Annotated in this window: 18 protein-coding genes; 10 read left to right on the top strand and 8 right to left on the bottom strand. The window is 52.5% G+C overall.

The window, feature by feature from the left end:
* Positions 1-1,006: 1,006 nt before the first annotated feature.
* From GCU45_RS26145 to GCU45_RS26120, 4 genes are all read right to left on the bottom strand, one after another.
* The gene (locus GCU45_RS26145; RefSeq protein WP_152401644.1) at positions 1,007-1,987 is read right to left on the bottom strand and encodes an aldo/keto reductase; all 981 of its coding nucleotides are present in this window, start codon (positions 1,985-1,987) and stop codon (positions 1,007-1,009) included.
* 48 nt (positions 1,988-2,035) lie between these two features.
* On the bottom strand, positions 2,036-3,037 hold the full coding sequence (locus GCU45_RS26140) for an aldo/keto reductase (protein ID WP_152401642.1): 1,002 nt from the start codon (positions 3,035-3,037) through the stop codon (positions 2,036-2,038).
* A gap of 177 nt (positions 3,038-3,214) precedes the next feature.
* Positions 3,215-3,535, bottom strand: coding sequence for a carboxymuconolactone decarboxylase family protein (locus tag GCU45_RS26130; RefSeq protein WP_152401640.1), 321 nt, complete (start codon positions 3,533-3,535; stop codon positions 3,215-3,217).
* Between the two features lie 217 nt (positions 3,536-3,752).
* A complete protein-coding gene (locus GCU45_RS26120; RefSeq protein ID WP_341874528.1) occupies positions 3,753-4,049 on the bottom strand; it encodes an aldo/keto reductase in 297 nt (98 codons plus the stop codon).
* A gap of 203 nt (positions 4,050-4,252) precedes the next feature.
* On the opposite strand from GCU45_RS26120, the gene GCU45_RS26115 reads away from it, so the two are divergent.
* Positions 4,253-5,170: an AraC family transcriptional regulator gene (locus tag GCU45_RS26115; protein ID WP_152401638.1), complete on the top strand. Its 918-nt coding sequence runs from the start codon at positions 4,253-4,255 to the stop codon at positions 5,168-5,170.
* A 153-nt stretch (positions 5,171-5,323) separates the two neighbouring features.
* On the opposite strand, the gene GCU45_RS26110 is transcribed toward GCU45_RS26115, so the two are convergent.
* The 3 genes from GCU45_RS26110 to GCU45_RS26100 form a co-directional block, all read right to left on the bottom strand.
* The gene (locus tag GCU45_RS26110; protein ID WP_152401636.1) at positions 5,324-6,517 is read right to left on the bottom strand and encodes a sugar efflux transporter; all 1,194 of its coding nucleotides are present in this window, start codon (positions 6,515-6,517) and stop codon (positions 5,324-5,326) included.
* Positions 6,518-6,543: 26 nt separating this feature from the next.
* The gene (locus tag GCU45_RS26105; protein ID WP_152401634.1) at positions 6,544-7,284 is read right to left on the bottom strand and encodes an SDR family oxidoreductase; all 741 of its coding nucleotides are present in this window, start codon (positions 7,282-7,284) and stop codon (positions 6,544-6,546) included.
* Positions 7,285-7,356: 72 nt separating this feature from the next.
* Positions 7,357-8,208 (bottom strand): aldo/keto reductase, encoded by an 852-nt coding sequence (locus GCU45_RS26100; RefSeq protein WP_152401632.1) that lies wholly within the window; start codon positions 8,206-8,208, stop codon positions 7,357-7,359.
* Positions 8,209-9,047: 839 nt separating this feature from the next.
* Here GCU45_RS26100 and GCU45_RS26095 point away from each other — a divergent pair.
* The 4 genes from GCU45_RS26095 to GCU45_RS26080 all read left to right on the top strand — a co-directional run bounded on the left by GCU45_RS26095 (position 9,048) and on the right by GCU45_RS26080 (position 13,286).
* On the top strand, positions 9,048-10,049 hold the full coding sequence (locus GCU45_RS26095) for a ketoacyl-ACP synthase III (RefSeq protein ID WP_152401631.1): 1,002 nt from the start codon (positions 9,048-9,050) through the stop codon (positions 10,047-10,049).
* Between the two features lie 269 nt (positions 10,050-10,318).
* Positions 10,319-11,218, top strand: a complete 900-nt coding sequence (locus tag GCU45_RS26090) for a LysR family transcriptional regulator (protein WP_145947264.1) — start codon at positions 10,319-10,321, stop codon at positions 11,216-11,218.
* A 158-nt stretch (positions 11,219-11,376) separates the two neighbouring features.
* Complete coding sequence (locus GCU45_RS26085) at positions 11,377-11,862, top strand: DUF1572 family protein (RefSeq protein ID WP_152401629.1); 486 nt, start codon at positions 11,377-11,379, stop codon at positions 11,860-11,862.
* A gap of 254 nt (positions 11,863-12,116) precedes the next feature.
* Complete coding sequence (locus GCU45_RS26080) at positions 12,117-13,286, top strand: MFS transporter (protein ID WP_152401627.1); 1,170 nt, start codon at positions 12,117-12,119, stop codon at positions 13,284-13,286.
* Between the two features lie 303 nt (positions 13,287-13,589).
* Here GCU45_RS26080 and GCU45_RS26075 read toward each other — a convergent pair whose 3' ends face one another.
* Entirely contained in the window at positions 13,590-16,310 is a 2,721-nt protein-coding gene (locus tag GCU45_RS26075) for an alpha-L-rhamnosidase (RefSeq protein WP_152401625.1), read from the bottom strand.
* A 292-nt stretch (positions 16,311-16,602) separates the two neighbouring features.
* On the opposite strand from GCU45_RS26075, the gene GCU45_RS26070 reads away from it, so the two are divergent.
* The 5 genes from GCU45_RS26070 (at position 16,603) to GCU45_RS26050 (ending at position 24,012) form a co-directional block, all read left to right on the top strand.
* Positions 16,603-17,475 carry an AraC family transcriptional regulator gene (locus tag GCU45_RS26070; protein ID WP_152401623.1) on the top strand — a complete coding sequence of 291 codons (873 nt, stop codon included), beginning with the start codon at positions 16,603-16,605 and terminating at the stop codon, positions 17,473-17,475.
* A 76-nt stretch (positions 17,476-17,551) separates the two neighbouring features.
* Positions 17,552-18,484 (top strand): AraC family transcriptional regulator, encoded by a 933-nt coding sequence (locus GCU45_RS26065; RefSeq protein ID WP_152401622.1) that lies wholly within the window; start codon positions 17,552-17,554, stop codon positions 18,482-18,484.
* Positions 18,485-18,577: 93 nt separating this feature from the next.
* A complete protein-coding gene (locus GCU45_RS26060; RefSeq protein ID WP_152401620.1) occupies positions 18,578-20,464 on the top strand; it encodes a class I mannose-6-phosphate isomerase in 1,887 nt (628 codons plus the stop codon).
* Positions 20,461-21,426: an ROK family protein gene (locus GCU45_RS26055; RefSeq protein ID WP_152401618.1), complete on the top strand. Its 966-nt coding sequence runs from the start codon at positions 20,461-20,463 to the stop codon at positions 21,424-21,426. Before GCU45_RS26060 ends, GCU45_RS26055 begins: the two co-directional genes overlap by 4 nt.
* Before the next feature lie 72 nt (positions 21,427-21,498).
* Positions 21,499-24,012, top strand: a complete 2,514-nt coding sequence (locus tag GCU45_RS26050; RefSeq protein ID WP_152401617.1) for a glycoside hydrolase family 38 N-terminal domain-containing protein — start codon at positions 21,499-21,501, stop codon at positions 24,010-24,012.
* Positions 24,013-24,278: the final 266 nt, after the last annotated feature.

Raw genomic sequence — 24,278 nt, 5'->3', positions numbered from 1 at the left:
TAATATTTTCCGCAGGGCTGATGGAAGCAGAGGCTGGGGAGCTGTATACGGGTGACGATAGCGTAATAAATAGCGGCAGTCTTGGACTTTCATCCGTGACTGTCGTTTTCATCTTTAGAGTAAGAAAAAACGCTAAACCGGATGCAATTCAGGGCTTAGCGTATATTTTCGTTAAAATGTTGGCGGGACCCCTAATACAACGTAGTCTGATGTTTTTATTGTCTTGATGGTTAACTGGATATTGGACTCAAGCAGTGCCGCTGCCTATGCTCAAAAAGTTAGAATTAAATTACAGACAGAAGAAGTAATCGAAGATAAGGCCCAATTATCAGGGGATCCGAATCAGACAAAAGTGCGCACTGATGATGGTCCATTGTGGATCCCCTATGAGGAAATTGAATTTGTTGAACGCTTAATAAAGCTGAATTGATTAAGGAAGGCCGCCTAACGGCGGGTTTTTGATAACCTTTACGCAAGTTTTCGTATGTTTATTCATTTTCTCATTAATTGCGAAAATATTTCTCGTCAATTATGAAAAAATCATCAGCAAATATGACACCACACATCTCCGCCCCTGTGTGTTGTCATTTTTGTTGAGAAAAACCAAGACGAAAATGTTGATACATCCAGAAGCATTTTCATATTTAATGAGAAGATTTCCTTTGTAAACGCCGGATTAATGCTCATTTTCAGTATTAATGAGAATTCCCACAAAATCGGATCTGCATGTTTATTCATCTATATACGTCGATTATGGAATCAAGTTTCGGCTCGCCAAAAGCGATCTTCTCCTTCCTTAAAGTACTCTGTATTCAGATCTAGATAATCATCATACCAATTTTCTTGAATACGAAGGAGTTCATCCGTATCGGACTTCGCTAATGGATATAAAACCGGATATCCGCCGTCAATTTCAAATGCATCCGACTACGATTATCAAAAAGATCCACCCTATCAATCTAGGATGGATCTCATATAGCAGATCAATTCAAACATAAACTTAGAATCAGTTATGACCTACGATCGGGTGTGGTACATACGGCTCTTCTAGAAACGAAACCTCTTCAGGAGTTAATTTAAACGATAGAGCTCCTACGGCAACTTCAAGGTGAGATGTTTTCGTAGCACCAATAATAGGAGCTGTTACAGGATCTTTCTGCAGCAACCAAGCAAGTGCGATGTGAGTACGGGGGACGCCATGATTTTCAGCGACTGATGCAACTCGCTCTGCTACTAACCGGTCAGCATTCAAAGTCCCATCGTATTTAAACTTTTGAATTTGGTCGGTTTCGGAACGCAGAGTGGTTTCTGACCAATCACGCGTCAATCTACCCGATGCGAGTGGGCTATACGGGGTCACCCCAATCTTTTCCTCCCTACAAAGCGGGAGCATTTCTCGCTCCTCTTCTCGGTAGATGAGGTTTAGATGATTTTGCATAGACACAAATTTGGTCCAGCCATTTTTCTCTGCTACATGTAATGCCTTCTGGAACTGCCATGCAAACATAGCGGAAGCACCAATATATCTTGCTTTCCCTGCTTTCACACTATCATGTAATGCCTCCATCGTTTCTTCAATTGGAGTATTGTAATCCCAACGGTGGATGATATAGAGATCTACATAATCGGTTCCCAGCCTTTTAAGGCTTTTATCTATTTCACTCATGATGGCTTTGCGGGAAAGACCGGCACCATTTGGACCTTCATGCATACGATTAAAGACCTTTGTTGCAAGGACTATCTCATCACGGTTTGCATAATCCTTGAGAGCCCGTCCAAGGAATTCTTCACTTTTTCCGAGCGAATACCAATTTGCCGTATCAAAAAAGTTGATTCCAACTTCCACAGCTTTTTTGATTATAGATCGGGATTCAGCCTCATCAAGTACCCATGGATGAACCCATTGCTTTGCATCACCAAAACCCATGCATCCAAGGCAAAGCCTAGATACATCTAAACCAGTGTTTCCAAGTTTTACATAATCCATTTAAATTCCCCTTTCCTCCTTTTTTTCCAAACCCACGACTTTCCCATCCTAGCTAAATTCGCTGCGGCGGGGCAGCGAAAACCATAGTCCGTCGAGCCAGGCCAGCTGCTGTTCCGTCAGCGCATTCATTTCGGCAGCTTGGAGGCTCGCGTCCAACTGCTCCGGACGACTGGCACCAATAATGGCGGAGGTGATGCCCGGCTGCTGCGTGACCCATTTCACAGCCGTTGTTACCGGATCCAGGCTGCACTCTTCACACCAGTTCCGATATCGTTCAACTGCGTCGAACGTCGCTTCTTTCCAGTAGCGCTCCTGGTATAAAGCACCCGCATTGTTTTGGAGTCCAAACCGGGTTCCTTCTTCGATACGGGCGCCTTTTCCATACCGGCCTGTCAGCATGCCTCCTGCAAGCGGGTTGTAGCTGATTATGCCGATCCCCTCATCAAGCGCCATGGGAACCATGTCGTCCTCAATCATCCGAAACAGCAGATTATAGCGCGGCTGAACGCTTACAATCCTCGCGTAATTTTTCAGGCCCGCAATGCCATTGGCCTTTGCCACCTGCCAGGCACGCCAATTCGAGATCCCGATGTAACGAACTTTGCCTTGCTGAACAAGATCATCGAATGCACGAAGTGTTTCATCCATCGGTGTGTCCGAGTCGAATTGGTGCGCCTGATAGAGGTCGAGATAATCCGTCTTTAAGCGGCGTAGACTGCCCTCGACCGAGGTCATGATGTGCTTCCGGCTTAATCCCCGTTCGTTGGGGCCAGGTCCCATCGAGCCGAAACACTTTGTCGCAAGCACCACTTTATCTCGTTTCCCCTGCAGCCACTCACCGATGATCGACTCGGTTGCACCCGCGACGGCATGCGATTCCCTTCCGATCGGATACACATCGGCTGTGTCAATGAAATAGACGCCGGCTGCATAGGCTTTATCCAGAATTTGAAACGAATCCTTTTTGTCCGCCTGATTACCAAAAGTCATGGTTCCCAGGCATAATCCGGTTACCTTCAATCCCGTATTTCCGAGCGAGCGAATATCCATCGGATCACCTCTCTTGACATACTGAATGACATCTTTTTATGATTTGTCTTTCGCAAATACTTCTTATGCAATCATCATAGCTGTCATGGCCTTCGGCCAGCCTGCATAGAAAGCAAGATGGATCATGGCTTCGATACTACTTAATTCTTCGTGTGCCATATTTAATTCTACTTTCATTTATTCATTATAAATTTCTTTAGCAATTCTAAATGCTGACCAAGCTTTCGGCCACCCTGCATAGAACGATAAATGAGTGATGATTTCCGAAATTTCATCTTTTGTTACTCCGTTTATTTTTGCTTTCTTTAGATGTGCAGTTAGTTGTTCAAAGTTTCCACCAGCAATTAACGCAGAAACAGTAATCATACTGCGATCGTGTGGAGAAAGTTCTTTCTCCCTTGACCAAACTTCACCGAATAAGACATCATCATTAATTTCAGCAAATTTTGGTGCAAATTCCCCTAAGAAGTCTCTTCCAGCTGTTTGTTTTTCTGCCACTTTTATCATACCTCTCGTTTTTATGTTCTTACATGACATTAGCTTAGGAATAACAGGGGTTATAAAAACAATTGATCTTTACATAAGCTGTTTCGTAGGACGAATAATTACTTCATTCCACGCAGCGTCATCTGGTAAGTCAATTTGCGTACATTGGTTTCATCCTGTGCCATCTCTTCTCGTAAAGATTCACTAATTGCACGTACTGTGCTACCCCCTATTTGTCGATAAAACTTGCGTATTCTGCTGGATAGCGATCTCCCTTAATTTCGATCTTAGATAGCGATTCATTTAAATCTCGTAGTTCCTCAGTAGTCAGTTCAACGTCCACTGCACCAAGATTTTCTTCCAGACGTTCTAATTTAGTTGTTCCTGGAATTGGAACAATCCATCGTTTCTGGGCAAGTACCCATGCGAGTGCGATTTGAGCTGGCGTTGCGTCCTTCATCCCCATACAACCGAGCCCAATTGCGGAAACTTCTGGTCCATTTTTCCCCAATTTACGTTTCTGCACTACTTATCTTCCTTTCTTTTTTATTATTTCACTTTAATTTCGAGTGTTGATCAGTTGTGTTCGATATAATTATGTGACAATTTAACAAGCGACTGGTATCACATTCTTCTCAAATGATTGCCTAATCATATCACCGCCATTCCCACGACTTCGAGTATGCTTTAAAATACAATTGGTAAGGATAACGATCCAAGGAGGATGCCATGACTGATTCAATCCAAAAAAATCAGATGGAGCTCGTCAAAATCATAGAGAAATTTTCGGGACAGGATGGTGTTCACGCTACTGCGATCCCGTCTTTATTTTTTCTTCGCCGCTCCACAGTTACCGAACTAAGTCACAGCATATACAAGCCACGCATATGCATTATCGTTCAGGGGGCGAAAGAGGTATTTCTTGCACAGGAACGCTTTAGGTACGGTCCTAGTGATTACCTAGTTGTTTCGGTTGATCTGCCCGTTTCCGGGCAAGTGACGGGAGCTTCTCGCAACGTTCCGTACTTGGCCCTCCATCTTGATTTCACACCAAGTCAAATTTTGGATGTTATTCGTGATTTTAATATCCAAGTCGGAAAAAATGAAAATGCTAAACGGGGTATGTTTGTGAGCCCAACCGAGTCATCGATGTTAGATGCGGTAATCAGGTTAGCTCGTTTGCTGGAAAGTCCGAGCGATATTCCGGCACTTGCTCCTCTATATACGAAGGAAATTCTCTATAGAGTTTTGCAAGGTCCACATGGAGGTTCATTGGAACAAATCGCGATCGATAAAAGTTCTAGTCGTCTTATCAGAGACGTTATCGAACAGATCGTGAATAACTATGATCACTCTCTTCGGATTGAGGAACTTGCGGAAATAGCAAATATGAGTATTTCTTCACTTCATCGGCACTTTAAAGAGGTAACCGCAATGACTCCAATTCAATACCAAAAACAATTGAGATTACAAAAAGCACGGCAAATGTTATTGTCTGAGCCAACCGATGCAGCTGATGTCGCATTCCGGGTTGGTTATGAAAGTCCTTCGCAATTCAGTCGCGAATATTCCCGCATGTTTGGTTTTCCACCCAAGGAAGATATAAAACGGTTGCGGGAGAACTATGACGAAACGATAAACGCGTGAATCTCCTAGGGCTGTGCTGTTATCATTGTAATATCGTTCCACGTAAAAACGGCAACCTGGATGCGGTTGCCGTTTTTACATGTCTGTCTTATTTTAAATTGCTGCATTCTTATCACAGATTCTGATGGTGGGTTTCAACGGGTATAGATTTCTTTAAGTAGCTGCTTTTGTATTCTTTTGGGGTTTTATACTCCATAGGATAAAAAACGAGATCATGACAATCGCCAGACACACCCAATAAACGTCTCGGAACCCTGCAAATTGAGCAATGATACCGCCGCCTAAATTTCCTAGTAACCGTCCAATAATGGATCCGTTATAATAGATCGTTGTGGACATGCCAGGGGAATTCGGAAGCAGCTCTGTGAAGTAACTTAATCCATTGCCCATTACAATAGCAACAAACGCAGCCTGCAAAAGTTGTGCTGCGATCAGCTGCCAGGAAGCGGTCGAAACACTTAATATGAGGTTGTATAGTACTGCAATAAAGCAGGCGCTGATCATCAAGAAATGGTTCGAAATCTTTTGACTCAAGGCGCCTAGCACAAACATAATAGGGATCTCCAGGCCGGCACATATACTAACAACCAATCCAACATCGGTATGCGTACCTTGAAGCTCGGCTACAATGAACAATGGCGTGACAATTCCGTTTACAGCATTGACCGCAAATAGACAGATAAAGGCAATAACAGGATACCAGATTTGCTTACTGTTGGGTGAAGCTGTGCCTGGACCCGATCGTTTCTTTTGAACTGTAATTTTCTTAGGCAGAAATAGAAACACGAGTGATGCGATTGTAAGAAAAATGACCGAAGTCCCCAAAAAGAGCCCTTTGTATCCAACAGCTCCTAAAATGATTGTTCCAACTAAAGGCCCTATTAGGAACCCAAGAGACACTAGGGTTCGTAATAAAGACATTGCAAATGTCTTGTCTTCCGAGTTCCTTTCATTTGCCGATTCCTGCGCGTAAGCATAAATTTGCGGCATGGCGGCAGCCCCTAATCCACTAAAAAAACTAACGATAATAAGCAAAATCAAGAAGTTATCAAACAGTAAATATGAGATATAGCCTAGTGCAGATGAAGACGTGGCTATAATAATTATGAATTTTCGGTCCCGCATGCGATCCGAATGTTTACCAATGAATGAGTTTGCCACTACGCCGCTTAATGAGCTCACGGCCGTGAAAACACCGAAGGCTCCCGCGCTCATTCCCAAATTCTCTGTACAATAGAGGGCTAAGTACGGCAGCGTAATCGAAATTCCGATGCCTACCAATAGAACACAGATGACAAATAAGCGGTATCCTTTGATAGCAAACAAATTTTGAAGTCGTGTGTACAACTTAGGCCTCCTTACAGCAATGGTGATTACCGCTCTTGACTAGTGGGACGGATGAGCATTTCATTGATCGCTACATTAGATGGTTGTTCAATAGCAAAAGCGATGGCTCGAGCAATACTTTCGGCTTCAATTGCACGTTCATACATTTTTTCTACTACAGGTTTAAATTCCATATCAGTAATGGATTCCGGTAATTCGGATTTAACCATTCCTGGCGAAATGATGGTCGAGCGGATATTGTTATCGGCTTCTTCCTTACGCAGTCCTTCTGAAATCGCGCGTACAGCGAACTTGGTTCCAGCATAGACTGCGCTCCCTGCGCCAACAACGTGCCCGGCTACGGAAGAAAGATTAATAATGTGACCTGATTTACGCTCTCGCATGGAAGGAAGAACAGCTGCGATGCCATAAAGAACGCCTTTGATGTTCACGTCAACCATTTGGTTCCAATCATCCACTCGTCTTTTATAAAGAAACGAATTTGGCATTAATCCGGCATTATTGATCAAAACGTCAATTTTCCCAAATTTCTTAAGCGTATAGCTTGCGAGTTCTTCCATCTGTTCGACAGATGTTACATCGGTTACTTTGTAAATCGCTTGCCCGCCATGACTTTGAATATCGTGTTGCAATTTCTGTAATCGTTCTTCACGGCGAGCAGCTAATACTAACTTCGCACCTTTGGATGAGAGTTCTTTCGCTGTTGCTTCCCCAATTCCACTTGAGGCGCCAGTAATAATGACTACCTTGTCTTGAATATTTGACATCCTGACATCTTCCTTTGTTTGGTCAATTTATTTGTTACATGACTCTCCGTTGGTCTTTCGAAATAGCGATTGTTAAATATCCAGTTTACGGGTGCCGATCCATTTCACCATCTCAGGATCGTTATGTGAAAAGAACAAGCTTTGCTTCGTGTCTAACGTTGTAATTAACTCCATATCTTCTTGTCTTAATTCAAAATCAAAGATATTAAAGTTTTCGATAATTCTTTCTTTGCGAACAGACTTTGGAATTACAACAATTTCTCTTTGTGTTAGCCAACGCAAAACGACCTGGGCAACGGATTTACTGTACTTTTCAGCTATGGATACCAGTACCTCATTCTGGAACAAGTTATTTTTCCCTTCGGCAAAAGGCCCCCAGGATTCGATTTGAACATGGTTCTCTTTCATGAATTTTGCACTTTCGATTTGCTGATTGAAAGGATGCGTTTCAACTTGATTTACGGCAGGGACTACTTCATTATGAATAATCAAATCGATCAGACGATCCATCTGGAAGTTACTGACTCCAATGGCACGGACCTTTCCTTCACGGTATAATTCCTCCATAGCACGCCAAGAGCCATACACATCTCCAAATGGCTGATGAATTAAATACAAGTCCAAATAATCCAATTGCAATCTTTCCAGCGATTTTTCAAATGCTCTTTTTGTGCGTTCATAACCAGTATCCTGAACCCAAAGTTTCGTCGTGATAAATAATTCTTCTCTTGCCATACCACTCCGTTTGATTCCTCTGCCAACAGCTTCTTCATTTAGATACGAGGCAGCTGTATCAATCAACCGATAGCCTGCCATGATAGCGTCATAAACACTTTGTTCACACTCACTGGGATCTGCAATCTGAAAGACACCAAAACCGAGAATAGGCATCTCAACACCATTGTTCAAAATTACTTTTTGCATATAAACTCCTCCATTTTTATAATTTTATTTATCAATAGATTTGGCCTATCCATACGTTCAATGACAGTCCGCACTCTGTCATCTCGCGCTTCAGAGAGCAAGCAGGTAAGTCCTTCTCAGCGCCATCGCAGAAGAAAATTCAGCTTGCCGACACTGCATTATACTGCTGTACCATAAGTATGATTGCCCCTTTATTATGTATGAATTCATTTCAAAGCCGGTAGCCCGATTATGTTGAATCATTGCCTATTAATATCACCGCTGATACGAAACAGGGATATTCCAATGTACAAAAAACAAAAGTCCTCGGCACCATCGCCAGGACCTTTGTTTTTTGATAAAGCAGTTGCATAAAAAACACTACATGATAGATTCTTCATAGAAGGTCTTTCACTAGTCATACCTGAATTTACAATAGGGTTATTCTTGCAATAAAGAAACGTTTGTAGTTTGCCACATCTTGGTTATTCTGCCCTTCGACTTTCCTTCCCCGGTGATAGAGAGTTGTTCTAATCATTAATTTGTTGAACGCTTAATAAAGCTGAATTGATTAAGAGGACCGCCTAATGGCGGTTTTTTTGATTTTTTTATACAAATTTATGTATATTTATTCATTTTCTCATTAATTGCGAAAATATTTCTCATTAATTTTGAAAATATTATCACCAATTATGACAACACACAGCCCCTATTGACCTCTCCCCCATTTATCTCTATAATTAGTACCAGATACTAATACTTGATATCAAAAAATTGGCCTCATTTTTTATATTTCCCAATATACACCCCATCCCTTACACCCTAAAGAACTCAAATTTCTATTAAAGGAGCGATTGATCATGAACCTTACGGTTTCGACAGCCCGCATTACGGCTATTGGCAGCTATGTTCCGGAAAAAAAATTGACGAACGCGGATTTGGAGCAAATGGTGGATACGAGCGACGAGTGGATCGTCCAGCGGACCGGTATGCGGGAGCGGCGGATTGCCGGTGAGAACGAATACTCCTCCACAATGGCTTATAAGGCCGTGGAAGACTTGGTCAACCGCTACGGTCAGGACTTGACCGACGTGGACTGCATCATCGTGTCGACGACGACGCCGGATTACGCTTTTCCGAGCGTGGCCTGCCAAATTCAAGGGTACTTTCACATCCCCAGCACTGCGGCATTTGACCTGAACGCCACCTGCGCTGGCTTCACCTATGCGCTGCATATGGCCAACGGCCTGATTACATCCGGTCTGCACCGGAAGGTTCTGGTGGTCGCGGCCGAGACGCTGTCCCGCGTAACAGATTATACGGACCGGTCGACCTGCATCCTGTTCGGCGATGGAGCCGCGGCCGTTCTGGTCGAGAAGGACGAGCAGCGTCCAAGCTTTATCGCGGCCCATCTGGGCACGAACGGCGAAGGCGGCATCCACGTCTATCGCACGAACCTTTCCACAACGATGAATGGTGAGGAGCTGCTAACGAGCGAGAAAATGGTTCAAAACGGACGGGAAGTCTACAAATGGGCGACGCGCACCGTGCCTCAGGGCGTAGAAACTTTGCTGGAGCAGGCAGGAATGACGGCCGGGGACGTGAATTGGTTCGTTCCGCACAGCGCCAATTTCCGCATGGTCGAATCCATCTGCGAAAAAGCCGGCATCCCCGTGGAGAAGACACTGACCAGCATGGAGTATTACGGCAACACGTCTTCGGTGTCGATTCCGTTGGCTCTCCAGCAGGGACTGGACGAAGGCAAGCTGCAGAACGGAGATACGCTGCTGCTGTACGGATTCGGCGGCGGCTTGACCCACGCCGGACTGATCCTGAAATGGGACGTGGATGCCCGCGGCTGATCAGCGGCAAAGAGTATGACGTAAATGTTTAAAAGGCTTCCGACCATGTCGGAGGCCTTTTTTCATAAATTCATTAATTCATATGCATGAGCCTCTCTCCTGCGACCTTTACGGCCAGCATTCTGCAAAGTACAATAAGAACAACTCATCGATCTGATGAATGCAACATTTCGACTCATTGAAAAAATCGATGATTAGGTCACGATCAGGTATGCAACTACAAATATAAAACGATTTGAATACAATTCAATGACAAAGGTGGGAGAAGGATGAATCTGCACGCGTTGCGCGTATTCGCGGAGGTGGCCAGTACGGGGAGCGTGACCCGGGCCGCAGGCAACCTGCTGCTCAGCCAGCCCGCAGCCACTGCCCAGCTGCGGAATCTGGAGCAGGAGCTCGGGATGAAGCTGGTGGCCTCCAAGGGGCGCTCCATCCAATTGACGCCAGCCGGCGAGCGGCTGGCTGCCCGGGCACGGCAGCTGTTTTCGCTGGAATACGAGATGGAGCGGGAGATGAACGCACTCAAAATCGGGCTCGAAGGCAGCCTCCGGATCTGCTCCACAGATCTGCCCGGCCGGACGGTGCTTCCCGCTTGGATCGTCCGCTTCAAGCAGCAGTATCCGAAGGTGCATGTCCAGTTGACCCGGGGCAGCTCCCGTATCGCAATGGAGCGGCTGCTCGACCACTCGGTGGACATCGCGCTCATCTGCGGCGAGGGTCCGAAGGATTCCGGTTTGGAATACATCACGCTCCTGGAAGACGAGCTGATCTTCATCGCCCACCGGGACCACCCCTTAGCGGGTGCCGCCACTACGCTCCAGGAGCTGATGGCAACCGCCTTTATCCTCCGGGAAGAAGGCAGCTATACCCGCAGGAAGCTCTTCTCCCTGTGCGACGCCTACGAAGTGCCGAAGCCTCGGACCGGGATCTGCATTGAAGGGATGCATGAAACGATTGAAGCCGTCAAATCGGGATACGGCGTTTCTTTTGTGCCCTCCCTTGCGGTAGCCCGGGAGCTCAAATCCGGCGAGCTTGCGGAGGTGCGCGTTCCCGGGATGCGCGTCAAGGACCCGATCCGGCTGTACACCCGGATTGGCGAAGAGCCTCTGGCGCCGGCGGCTAACTTTATGGCCATGATTGCTCCGCCGCTATCCCAGGTCGGATCGTAAATCATCAATTATTTTGATGATACTGTTTGATATATATATTGGATTTATACTCAAAATCTCATTATGCTGAAAACACAGCACGGTCATGAAACCGCTGTGGAGAAGGCATGGATGAGATTTTTGTTTTTCAGACCGATATCCCAAAGGAGGCACAACCTATGACATCAACACTGTTCACAACATATCAAAGCGCGGTCAAAACCCGAATGGAAGAAATGAAACGCACGGCCGAAGCTGCCATCGGGCAGCTCGAGGATTCTGCCCTTGCTTGGGCCCCGGAACCCGGTTCCAACAGTATCACCGTGATCGTCAAGCACATGAGCGGGAATATGATTTCCCGATGGACCGATCCGTTTACCACCGACGGGGAGAAACCGGACCGAAACCGCGATGCGGAGTTCATTCATGAAGAGCTTGACCGCGCAGCCCTGCTGGATCGCTGGGATTATGGCTGGAGCCTGTTCCTGGGACAAATCGCCGCACTCCGGGAAGAGCAGCTGCTGACGGAAATCACGATCAAGGGCCGGTCCGTCACCGTCATCGAGGCCATTGAAAAAAGCCTGTACCATAACGCATATCACATCGGCCAAATCATTTATATCGCCAAGCAGTACCGCAAGGATCAATGGGTCAGTTTGACGTAATCCGTGGGCGGTGTCTTTCAAAACAGGTGGGGCATGCCGGCATGCCCCCTGTTCCTTTCCATACAGAACAAGATTGAGGATATCATTCACTCAGTGGGCAGCTCCGTAAACTTACGGCTACGGCGGCGCTTCTCGTGCTACCCGCATATTTTTTGTACTCTCCAAGTTCATGACAATAATTGTCACTATTAAGCGATACAATGGCAGCAAGAACACCCTCTCCATAACCACGGAGAAGGAAAGGAGAAGTAAATATGAAACTTACTGCGTTGTTTTTTCTGATCATGTTTATGATCGGGACAGATACCTTCCTCATCTCCCCGATGATTCCGACGCTTCAGGACCTGTACGGCGTCCCCACGGGAATGTCCGGCTGGATGATGGGCTCCTACACGCTTGGCGCCGCGGTCTTCGCCTTGATTGCCGGCCCGCTCTCGGACGGTTTGGATCGGAAAAAGGTCATGCTGCTCGGACTGCTGGGCTTTGCGGTGTCCACCGCGCTGTGCGGAATGGCCGGAGACTTCTGGATGATGTGCCTGTTCCGGCTGCTCGCCGGGATCAGCTCAGCTTTTGCCGCACCGCAGGTGTGGGCGTCCATCCAAACGCTGCTGCCCGCAGAGAAAAAAGGCAAAGCAATGGGGCTTGCCTATGCGGGGCTCGCGGTATCCCAAGCGTTCGGGGTTCCGATCGGCAGCTGGCTGGCGGCAGAACGCTGGTCCCTCCCCTTTTTCGCGATCGGAGTCCTGTCCCTGCTGCTTGCCGGAGCCGCCTTTTTCATCCTGCCTTCCATGAAGCCGCAACCGAATGCCGTTCCATCGCGGCAGGCCTTCTGTCGCAGATACGCACCGCTTCTCGGAAGCGGTAGAGCGAGAGGCGCCTTCCTGGCTTATTTCCTGATCCATCTGGGCAGCAATGCCGCGTTCGCTTTTTTGGGCAAATGGTCCGCGGAACGCTTTCACCTTCCCGTTGACCAAATCGGCACGATTATGATTTTCCTCGGTGTGGGCAATTTGGCCGGCAGTCTCGTCAGCGGATATGTCAACAACCTGTGGACGCCATCCAGGATCGTAGCCGCTGCGGTGCCGCTCCTGATGATCGGCTATGCCGCGCTCCCGCACCTGCCGTCTTTCATAGCCGCGTCGATCATGTATTTCGCCATCTTTTTCATCTTAGGCATTCTTTTCCCGATGATTATGGGCGTGCTGAACAGCCTGAATCCGTCGCTGCGGGGGACGATTTCAAGCACGGCTACGGCGACCATGAACGCTGCCACGACAGTCGGCGCCTCCCTTGCAGGCCTGCTGTACGCCGGATCGGGCGGGTATGCGGCCGTCGGCCTGTTCTCGGCCTGCTGCTTCGCCGCATCCCTGCTTATCTTTGGCACGAGCCGCGTGCTGGCGAGAGAGCCCGTGCCGCAGGCTTAAAAAATCTATCGATGCACATTCTAAACAGCCGGTGCCGCAGGCTTAAAAAGTCTATCGATGCACATTCTAAGCAGCCATGCCCCTTTCAGCGGAAGTTTTTCTTACGCGACATAAGGAAGTCATTGTCTCCGAACTGTACTCTCCTTTATCTAAAAAAGCCCCACCGACCCTTGTCGGCGAGGCTTGCTTTCTTTTTAACGAACATAATAGCCATGGCATATGAACAGGGAGCAAGGACATAAATGAACCAATCTGGTCGTCCCAAGCTCAACGCTATAGATCACCCCATAGCACGCCCTAGCCTCATGCCCCGGACAATGCTGGACTCGGCTGCTGGACGGTCACCCGGTATACGCCGGATCCCAGCTCCAGCTTCAGTGTGCCTCCGTCTTCCCTGGCGCTCAGCACGCCCGATGCTTCATCCGCCGGCTGCCCATTGACCCGCGTCGTAGCGATCGACGCGCCCGGCAGCTCGGCCTCAGCGGTCGTGTTCGGCGGAATTTCGAACTCGTAGGACGCCTGCGGGCTGTCCCCGTCCACGTCCGCCAAGCTCCATTCGCTCCGGATCGTGCCGTACATCGAATCCAGCGCAGCTTTGGCATAAGACAGCGCCGAGTCCGTCCGGGGACGAAGCCGGATCCGCTTGTACCCCGGTCCTTCAGCTTCATTCAAATCCAGCCCTGCCACGGCCCGGTACAGCCAGTCGCCGATGGCGCCGAAGGCGTAGTGGTTATACGAGTTCATGTCATCGCTCCAGAACGAGCCGTCCGGCTTGATACCGTCCCAATGCTCCCAGATCGTGGTCGCCCCCTGCTTGACCGAATACAGCCAAGACGGATAATCCTCCTGCATCGCCAGCTTCACGGCCAGGTCGTGGTAGCCGTTCTCTGTCAGCACATGGCACAGGTACGGTGTACCGACGAATCCGGTGGTCAAATGGTGGTTCTGTTCCCTGACGTACTCCGCGAGCGTAGCGGCCATCCGACGCTGAACCTCCCCTTCCACCAGCCCGAACATCAGCGGAAGAATCATGGCGGTCTGCGTATGCGCGGCCAGCCTTCCGCCCGGCGTGACGAACTCGTTCAGGAACGCTTCGGCCACCTTTTCGTACAGCTGGCGGTAAGCGGCGGCATCCTCGGTGCGCCCGAGAACTTCGGCGGTGTTTACGAATAGGGAGGTCGAATATGCATAGAAGCAGGTGGCGATCAAATCCCTTGGCGTCGCCCCGACGTAGCTGCCTTCCTTCGCGTCAAGCGCCAACCAGTCGCCGAAATGAAACCCGGTATTCCACAAATATTCATTCTCCCCTTGGGCGCGGATATGATCGACCCATGCCTCCATGCTGTCATATTGCTCCTCCAGAATCCGCTTATCGCCATAACAAAGATAGATCGTCCACGGGCAAATGACGGCGGCATCTCCCCAAGCCGCGGACGAGCAGGCATTATCGTCGAGAACCTGCGGTATGACGTGCGGCACGCCGCCGTCCTCCCGCTGGTCGACCTTCAGGTCGTGCAGCCACTTGGAGAAAAACGGCGCCACGCCGAAATTAAACGCGGCGGTCCGGACAAACACCTGAGCGTCCCCGGTCCACCCCAGCCGCTCGTCGCGCTGCGGGCAATCGGTGGGAATGTCCAGGAAGTTGCCGCGCTGGCCCCACTCGATGTTATGCTGCAGCTGATTCAACAGCTCATGCGAGCACTCGAACCGCCCTGTCTGCGGCATATCCGTGTGCATGACACGGCCTGTAAACCGGTCCGGATTCAGCGGCTCGGCATCCGGCCAGCCCTCGACCTTCACATAACGGAAGCCCTGGAAGGAGAAATGGGGCTCATACATTTCTTCACCGCCGCCTTTGCAGATATACGTTACGGATTGCTTGGCCTTGCGAAGATTGCCCGTGTAAAAATTACCGCGGCTGTCCAGCACCTCTGCATGCTTCAACGTAATCGCCGTGCCGGCCGGCAGGTTCAGGCGCATATGTATGCGGCCCACCATGTTCTGCCCCATATCGAGTACGGTATCTCCTTCAGGCGTTCGTAGGACTGTAACCGGTTTCAATTCTTGAATGACCCGCACCGGTTCGTTTTCCTGCATGACGAGGATGTCCTTGTTGTGATCCAGCTTCGCCACCCCAGCCCAGTCTGCATCATCAAACCCGGGCTGACTCCAGCCGGCCGCCTCCAGCCGCGCATCATACGTTTCCCCATGGTAAATTTCCGACATGCGCACCGGTCCGGTCGACGCTCTCCAGGAAGGATCGCTTCCGATGATTTCCGTGCTGCCGTCCGCATATTCAAGATGCAGCTGAAACAGCAGCGCCCGCTGATCCCCGAACAGGTTGCGATGGTTCTCCCAAGCCAGATTGCCCTTATACCATCCGTTGGCCAGCGCCGCGCCGATGGCATTATCAGCCCGGGATCGGATCAGGTCGGTGACGTCATAGGCCTGAACCTGCAGCCGGTGCCGGTAGCTGGTCCAGCCTGGTGTGAATGCCCAGTCGCCCACCCGCTCGCCGTTCAACTCCAGCTCATAGAAACCAAGGCTCGTCGCGTATATTCGTGCCTTCCGGACGTCCTTGCTCACACGGAACGCTTTTCGGAGAAGGAATTCTTCCTCCACCTGGGGATCGATCCGTCCCGGTTCGGGCGTAATCCAGTCCGCAACCCAGTCCGATGTCCGCAGCAGTCCCATTTCAAAATGGGACGTATCGCTCCATTCCGACTCCTGCCCCTGTTGATCCCACACCTTGACGCGCCAACTGCAGCGTTGTCCGGACTGAAGCATGGCACCCGCATATTCGACAAGCACCGATTGGTCCGAGTCCACGACGCCCGTATCCCAAATCAAATGATCCCCGTCAAAATCCCCTTCCTCTCCCGCCACCTGAAGATGATAAGCCGACTGCAGTACATGCATCCGGCCGGACGTGAGCTGCCAGCTGAAGCGGGGACGCTCCGTGCCGAGCCCAAGCGGCTCGCTGCGGTATTCGCAGGTCAATTTCGTAATGCCTAGCGTTGACATAGACTTCCCTCCCGTTTTTTTGGATTGATGCTAGCCAGGGTCTTTGGCCATGTGTTTCAACTACTGCTTCCATTTGTACCTTCAAAGAAGACAGACCGCGTTTAAAGGTATTTTTTCTTGCAATATCAGGAAGCCATGGCTCTGGTGTTTATTATTATAAAAAAGGCTGCTCGGCGATACAGGCGGTGATCTGGACGAAAATATAGGCTGATCTGGACATATCGCCAACGATCACCTAGGATAGGAGCAAAGGCTGATTTTCCGAAAATCCACCATCGAGGGGAGAAGGCAAGTGAGCATAAAACGAAGCCAGGCCTTGCTGCGGATGGACGCTTTTTTCGAGCCGGGGGTGCCCTTCTACGTCAACCGCGTATCCGAATCGTTCGATATGCTGGAACACTCGCACGAGTTTGTGGAGCTGACCTATGTCAGCGAAGGCTCAGGCGTCCATTATATCGGCGGAGAAGCCTGGCCGGCCGAGCAGGGCAGCCTGTTTCTCATCCCGGTCGGACTCTCGCATGTGTTCCGGCCGAAGACCCCGCGGAAGGACCGGCAGCTGGTCGTGTACAACTGCATCTTTCCGGCCGATTATCTCCGGGAGCTTGAAGCTGCTTTCCCGCGCGATCGGGAGGTGTTCGCCGCCTTTCTGGAACCGGATATGCCGTGGCTGGAAATCAAAGATCAGAGCGGCGAGTATCACGCCTTGTTCCGTGAGCTGTACCGGGAATATGCCGGCCGAAGCCCCGGCTGGCTGCTGCTGCTGACCTCGCTGCTGGTCCGCGTGCTGACCGGCCTGTACCGGCACCGGCTGCAGCTGGATCCGCCAGCCGTCAGGCGCCAAGGCTCGCTAACGATCGACGAATCGATCACTTATATGGAGCGTCACTTCGCCTCCGATTTGCGGCTGGGCGAGCTGGCGGCGCAGGCCAGCCTCAGCCCGAGGCATTTCAGCCGGCTGTTCGCCCGCCAGACGGGAATGAGCTTCACCACCTATTTGCAGGGTATCCGCATGGATGCCGCCTGCCGTATGCTGCTCGAAAGCGACGGCAGCGTGAGCGAAATCGCCGCCCGGGCCGGGTACAGCGATTTGAAGTTTTTTCACCGGCTGTTCAAGCAAAAGACCGGCCTCACGCCCAGGCAGTACCGGCAGCGGCGAAAGGGCTGAGCCGCCAAGCCGCTATCTTTTCTAACGCTCGTGAATGCCTCACCGCACCCATCATTCCAAAGGAGACACGCCTGTCATGACGATCCAATCCGTTTTCCGCCGGGCCAACCAAATCTGCAACCGCGAACTGACCCGGCTGGAGGAAGCCGGCCTATCCATCGCCATTATGTACTGGGGGTTTATGCCCACGCACTATGACAATTCCATGCACCGCCACTCCTTCTTTGAAGCCTGTTACGTTGTGGACGGCGAAGGTGCATACATCGAACAAGGCAAAGAATACCCGCTGAAGAAAGGCACCGCTTTTCTGTCCCTGCCCGGCGTCTGGCATCAGATCCAGAGCGAGACCGGTCTTACACTCGTCTATGCCGCTTTTGAGGTGGATGAAAAGCATACCGGGAACCCATACCTGGAGGCTTACCGGCACTTGGCCGAGCACGGGCAGCCGGTGGTGGATGGTGCGGACGTGCAGCCGGCCGGGCATTTGTGGGATGCGCTCATCTCTATGTTTCTGACTCCAAAACCGGCCCTCCAACCGGTACTCAGCCACGTCTCCATGTCGCTGATGCTGTCCATTCTCTCCCTGCACGGAACACAGCAGCAGGACACGCCGGAAGCTGGCTCGGATGTGGCAGCGGCCGAAGAGAACTCTCTGTTCCGGCAGGTCAAGCTGTTCATTGACGACAACCTGGGCGAAGAGCTGACACTCGCCTTGGTTGCCGGGCACCTGCATATTTCGTCCCGCCATTTAACGAGGTTGTTTCAGGCCAACCTGAGCCAATCGTTCGTCCACTATATTCAGGAACGCCGGGTCCGCCGGGCTTCCCAGCTGCTGCTTCAGAGCGACCTGCCCGTCAAGGACATCGCATCGCAGTGCGGCTTTCAGTCGGTCCATTACTTCACACGAATATTTACCCGTCGGCTCGGTGTATCCCCCGCGAAATTCAGACGTTCCCAGTTCACCGAAGGGCGTTCGGGCAAAGAACATTTCCCTCCCAACATGTCCTGATTGTACAAAAGCTGTTCTGGATCGTTTAAAGACGCTTCCTCTCCCTCGTCTTACAATGTTACACATAACGACAGACAAGAGGGAGGAAGCACCATGACTGCATCATCATCCCCATCCTTTAATCCGTTACCCATCAATTCCATTCCCGTTCACAGCCTCGAGGAACCTTCTCTTATTCTGGACGGCTTCTCCAAAGATTACGATTCCTTAATGGCCCGGCTGACCGCCATGTACAAAAATCACGGCGGCGAGGCTTTCGTCGTCGCGATCGACGCAACGAACGGAGCCCAGTACGGCCGCTGGGTAAACCGGCTCCGCACTTACTGCGAGGAAGAGGACATTCCCTGGATCGGAATCGACACTTCCCGTTATATGAAGAAACCGGAAGATCTTCTGCGTCAGTTTCATCCCTATCTGACCGATAACCGCGCGTTTGGCAGAATCGCCGCCGACGTTTCGGAAGACGGCTATTTTCAGGAAGGAGCCAAGGTAAGGTGGCTCCAGGACGTTCAGCAGAAGCTGAGAATCTGCAGCGAAGCGGTCAAAGCCGGCGAAACTCCGATTCCGATGGTTGTGACCGCCGGTCCCGGGGCGCTCTTCCTCTGCCCCTCTCCGGATGTTTCCGTCTACTGCGACCTGTCCAGGGAGTATCAGCAGAAGCTCCACCGGATGGGCATGGGCAGTCTTGGCCTAGGCGAAAGCGCCGATCCCGTCGAGACGTACAAGCAAGCCCTGTTCCTGGAATGGCCGGTGTGGGAAAATTACCGGAATCTGCATTTGTATGATTACGATGTGTACATCGATATGAATCAGCCGGAATCTCCGGCCTGGGCTACCCTCCCGGCGCTCAGGGAGCTGCTGGCCGCCGCCGCCCGCCGCCCGTTTCGGGTCAAGCCGTTCTTCGCGCCGGGCATATGGGGCGGGCAGTATCTGAAGGAACTGTGCGGACTGCCTGAAGATTGGCGCAACTGCGCCTGGGCATTCGAGCCGATCGCCCCCGAGAATACGCTGTTGATCGAAGCAAACGGCAGCGTCATCGAAGTGCCGTTTCCGCTCCTGCTTACCTCACACCCGGAGGAAATCATGGGAGGGCGGAATGTGGAGCTGTTTGGGGATTATTTTCCGATCCGCTTCGATTACCTGGATACGATCGACGGCGACAACCTGTCGCTGCAGGTCCATCCGCAGCAGGCATACATCGAGCGGATGTTCAACGAAACGATGACGCAGCAGGAATCCTATTACATTATGGAGCAAAAACCGGGGTCCTCCCCCATCGTTGCCTTGGGCTTCCAGGAGGGAATTGGCGGCAGCGACCTGCTTCAAGCGGTGGATCAGGCCCATGAGACACGGCAGCCGCTCGACATCGGGCAGTATGTCAACGTATGGGAATCCCGCAAAGGGGATCTTTTTCTGATCCCGCCGGGCGCCGTCCATTTTTCCGGCAGGGACAATCTCGTGCTCGAAATATCGTCCACCACCTGGTGGTTTACCTTTAAAATTTACGATCACCTCCGCCTTGACCAGGACGGCCTGCCCCGTCCGATCAACCGGGACCATGCGGAGCTGAACATGATCGAAGATTTCGACACCGCGTATGTCCGGGAGCATCTGATCGCACAGCCGAAGATCAGCCGCGTGCAGGGAAACAGCACCGAGGAGCTGCTCGGCGAGCGGGACGATCTGCTGTTCCAGGTCAAGCGGCTGCGTCTGGACGGACCGTGGGAGGATCATACTGAAGACGGTTTTGTCATGTACAACCTGGTCGAGGGGCAGCGCGTCCGTCTGATTCCGGAACGCGACGAGGAAGCCGCCGTGGAATGGGGGTATGCAGAAGCCTACATTGTTCCCGCCTCGATCGGCGGCTACCGGCTCGAGCCGGTTGGTCCCGGGCCCTGCACCTTGATCCGCGCCCAGGTTTCGCCGGGCTGGAATACGCCGCTCCTTCCGCACCACTGGAAGCCCGGTGGGCGGGCATGAGCGGCCACCCCGGCCAAACGCCGGCTGGGACGGTCGTCACATTGGCCATCGACGCCGGCGGAACCTTCATGAAAGGCGGCGTGCTGGAGAACGGGACCCTTCTGGCCGAGCCGTATCTGGAGCAGCCTTCACGCTCGGAAGCGGATGCCGAAAGCTTCATCGCCCATTTCGCCAGCCTGATCATCCGGCTTGCCGGAGCATACATGAAGGGAAGCGGCACCCCGGAGTACGATGTGACGTTTCGCATCGGGACGGCCTTTCCGGGCCCCTTCGATTATGAACGTGGCATCAGCCGCATCCGGGGGCTTGGCAAATATGAGCAGCTGTACGGCGTGCCTGTAGGTGAGCTGCTCAAGAAGGAGCTTCGCCGCCGCGCCGGGCAGCCGGGCAGCGACCCATGGATGCGGTCGCTCGCGGATGCGGACATTGCCTTCGGCAACGATGCCGTCCTGTTCGGCATGGGCGCCGCCAAGCGCTACCCCGGCGAGCGGCTGCTCTGCCTGACCTTGGGCACCGGTCTCGGCTCGGTCTTCATGGACCGGGGCCGGACGGTCAGCGGCTCGGACGGCGTGCCCGAGAGCGGCATGCTGTATGCCGAGACGTTCGAGGGCGCGCCGGTCGACGGCCAGTTCGGCAGGCGCGGCGTGCTGGCGCTGGCGGACGCGCTCCAGGCCCGGCGGCAAGGTGATGATGTCATCGACCTTGCCGCCGCTGCCGTCAGGGGAGAGTCCGCCGCCCTCCGGGTCTGGCGCGCCTACGGCGAGCGGCTCGGACGGATGCTGCGCCCGTATGCCGCCAGCTTTAGGCCGGACCGCCTGATCCTGGGCGGCCAGATTGCCAAAAGCCTGCCGCTCTTCGGTGCTTCCCTTACGGATGCGCTGCTGCCGGTACGGCTGCCCGTGCTGTATGAAGACGATCTGCTGCGGCAGGTCTTTTACGGAGCCGACATGCTTTTTGACTAATACAGATCCTTTTTCCCTTAATCGGTTTTCGCTGGAAGGCCAATAAAACTCTCCCCTTAAGGAGGATACACGATGACACTAGAACAACAGTTAAAACAGGCCGACGCACCGCTGCCCACCCGTAAGTGGACGATTTACGCCATTCACCATTCCCATACCGACCTCGGCTATACCGATCGTCAAGAGAAGATCGAGCAGTACCATGTCGATTTCATCCGCCAGGCGCTGCGGATTGCCAATGCCGCTCATGCAGGTGCCAAACCCGAGTGGAAAGGCTTCCGCTGGACCTGCGAAACGTTCTGGGCGGTGGAACAGTTTCTGAAGGCGGCCTCGCCCGAGGAGCAAAAGTCGTTTGCCGAAGCTGTCCTCCGCGGCGACCTCGAGCTGTCCGGCACTTATCTGAACATGACGGAGCTTCCGGACGAACAGCTGCTCAGCAGCCTTCACAGCAAAGCCCAAGCCTACGCCGCCTCCATTGGCAGCCGCGTGGACAGCGCCATGACCGCAGATATCAACGGATACGGCTGGGGGTATGCCGACAGCCTGTTGAACCATGATATCGAGCATTTGTTCAGCTGCATCCATACGCATCACGGCATGTACGCCCTTGGCCGCAAGCAGGCTCCTTTCTGGTGGGAAACGCGTGACGGCCGCCGCCTTCTCGTCTGGAACGGAGAGCATTATATGATCGGCAACGAGCTGGGCCTGTGCCCCGGAGCGCTCGGTAAATACATGATCCGCGACGAGTTCAGCCACCAGCTGGTGGAACCGGAAGCGATCCATGACGCCATCGCCACGGTCCGCATCCGCCGGTACTTGGCTCAGCTGGAAGCCGAGCAGTACCCGTATGCGTTCGTCCCCGTCATGCTCTCGGGACTTGGCACCGACAACGGCGCGCCGAACAGCCGGATCATCGAATGGATCCGGGCCTGGAACGAGCAGCACGGCGATCGGATTACGATCGAAATGACCAGCCTGAGCGGCTTTTTTGCCCGCCTGAAGCAGGAAGATCTGGCCGAACTGCCTGTCCATCGGGGAGATTGGCCGGATTGGTGGACGGACGGCGTCAGCTCTACACCGATGCATACCCAGGTCTTCCGGGATGCCCAGCGGACGCTCCGCAAGGCGGTCAAGCTGGACCCTGAAGCAAGCGTACTCCGCCGGGCCGAGATCGATGAGACAGAGGAAGCGCTGGCGCTGTATGCCGAGCATACGTGGGGCTACCATTCCTCCATTTATGAACCGTGGCATAAAAACGTCCAGCTGCTGGAGGTCCGCAAGCTGGCGCATGCCGCTGAAGCAAGCCGCCTGGCCTACCGCGCCTTGGACAAGGTGCTGCTGCAGCAGGGCAGCGCCACGCTGTACCCGGATCGGCCGTACCGGTTCCGGGTCAGCAATCTGGCCGGGCGCGAAGTGACGGAGCTCGTCACGCTCCAGCTGGACGGCTGGGAGCCCGGCGCCCTGCGCGAAGGCGTCGAAGTCGTGCGGGAGGATACCGGCGAAGTGCTGCCGCAGCAGTCCGTCCATCCGCACACCATCGTCACCGAGCTCAAGCTGCAGGCACAGGAAACCTGCTTCCTGCTTCTGCGCCCGCTGGCTCAGGGACGGCAGCAGGGCACGACGACGACCAACACCCGCCTGATCGGAGCAGACCAGGTATACGACATGGACGACATGTTCCAGGGGGCTTCCGGTTCTGCCGGCCATCCGCCGATCCGCATTACCCGGAACGGCCTGGAAACCCCGTTCGTCCGTCTGTCCTGGTCCGACAGCGGCATTCATTCCTGGTTCAACAAGGAACTGGACACCGAAATGCTGCGCAGCGGCAATCCGTACGGGGCGTTCACCCCGATCTACGAAGTCACCCGGCCGGCGGATGAGACGGACGCCTCCCAAGTATGGAGCACCCGGGCCCGGATGGGCCGCAACCGCAAGGGGCTGCATGCCGAGCGCTCCGCCGGGCGCATCACATCGGTGCGCACTGTGGAGAACGGACCGCTTTATGCAACGGTAGAAATCACGTACCAGTTGAACGGCTTGTCCTACTTCGCCTTGTTCCTGCGGGTCCATGCCAACCGGAACCGGGTCGACGTGTCGGCGCGCTTCCATAAAGACAGCGTCTGGAGCCCGGAGAACGTCTACCTCTCGCTTCCTTTTACAAGCGGCGACACCTTGCGGGATACGCTGTATGCGGATAAACCGGGAGGCTTGGTGCGTCCGTGGAAGGACCAGATTCCGGGGACCTGCCTCGATTATGCCTGCGTCCAGGAAGGCATTGCCTGGCAGGATGACCGAAGCTCGCTGCTCCTGGCTTCGCCGGATACGCCGCTCATGCAATGGGGCCCGCTGGAGTACGGCACAAGACGCCTCCACACCCAGCAAGCGGAGGACGAGAAGCCGGAGTCGTACGCCTGGCTGATGACCAACTATTGGGAGACCAATTTTAAAGCGACGCTCGGAGGCTTTTACGAATTTCAATACCATGTCAGCTCGGAGCCGGCGCTGCCGGAGGATGAGCTTGCGGCAGCCCTCCGGGCGCTGCACGAACCGTTTGTCGTGTGCCGGATGCGTCCGGAAGGCGTATAAACGGCCAACAAGGTGCAATATTTGAAGGACGTTCATCGACGCCAGATTCAAAGAAGACAGACCGCATTTAGCGGAGGTTTTTCTTCCATATAAGAAAGATCACTCTCTGGAGCTTATACCCTCTTATATCTACAAAAGGAGCTGTCCCTCATGGGACGGCTCCTTTCTTGTTTGTTCTTCTGCTCATGCCAAAATGTACACATCGATCCGTCGGAACTGCGGCGAACCAGCGCTGCAACTTCGCCCTTCCTCTTCGCTCTATAACT

The sequence above is a fragment of the Paenibacillus cellulositrophicus genome (assembly GCF_009363095.1).
Classification (GTDB): Bacteria; Bacillota; Bacilli; order Paenibacillales; family Paenibacillaceae; genus Paenibacillus_AQ; species Paenibacillus_AQ favisporus.
The sequence above is the reverse complement of the archived record's forward strand: the minus strand, read 5'-3'. Positions and strand labels throughout refer to the sequence as shown.

Bases quoted from the DNA above. Each gene is read 5' to 3' on its own strand.
- GCU45_RS26145 (WP_152401644.1), bottom strand. From the start codon at position 1,987: ATGGATTATGTAAAACTTGGAAACACTGGTTTAGATGTATCTAGGCTT.
- GCU45_RS26140 (WP_152401642.1), bottom strand. From the start codon at position 3,037: ATGGATATTCGCTCGCTCGGAAATACGGGATTGAAGGTAACCGGATTA.
- GCU45_RS26115 (WP_152401638.1), top strand. From the start codon at position 4,253: ATGACTGATTCAATCCAAAAAAATCAGATGGAGCTCGTCAAAATCATA.
- GCU45_RS26105 (WP_152401634.1), bottom strand. From the start codon at position 7,284: ATGTCAAATATTCAAGACAAGGTAGTCATTATTACTGGCGCCTCAAGT.
- GCU45_RS26100 (WP_152401632.1), bottom strand. From the start codon at position 8,208: ATGCAAAAAGTAATTTTGAACAATGGTGTTGAGATGCCTATTCTCGGT.
- GCU45_RS26095 (WP_152401631.1), top strand. From the start codon at position 9,048: ATGAACCTTACGGTTTCGACAGCCCGCATTACGGCTATTGGCAGCTAT.
- GCU45_RS26090 (WP_145947264.1), top strand. From the start codon at position 10,319: ATGAATCTGCACGCGTTGCGCGTATTCGCGGAGGTGGCCAGTACGGGG.
- GCU45_RS26085 (WP_152401629.1), top strand. From the start codon at position 11,377: ATGACATCAACACTGTTCACAACATATCAAAGCGCGGTCAAAACCCGA.
- GCU45_RS26080 (WP_152401627.1), top strand. From the start codon at position 12,117: ATGAAACTTACTGCGTTGTTTTTTCTGATCATGTTTATGATCGGGACA.
- GCU45_RS26075 (WP_152401625.1), bottom strand. From the start codon at position 16,310: ATGTCAACGCTAGGCATTACGAAATTGACCTGCGAATACCGCAGCGAG.
- GCU45_RS26065 (WP_152401622.1), top strand. From the start codon at position 17,552: ATGACGATCCAATCCGTTTTCCGCCGGGCCAACCAAATCTGCAACCGC.
- GCU45_RS26060 (WP_152401620.1), top strand. From the start codon at position 18,578: ATGACTGCATCATCATCCCCATCCTTTAATCCGTTACCCATCAATTCC.
- GCU45_RS26055 (WP_152401618.1), top strand. From the start codon at position 20,461: ATGAGCGGCCACCCCGGCCAAACGCCGGCTGGGACGGTCGTCACATTG.
- GCU45_RS26050 (WP_152401617.1), top strand. From the start codon at position 21,499: ATGACACTAGAACAACAGTTAAAACAGGCCGACGCACCGCTGCCCACC.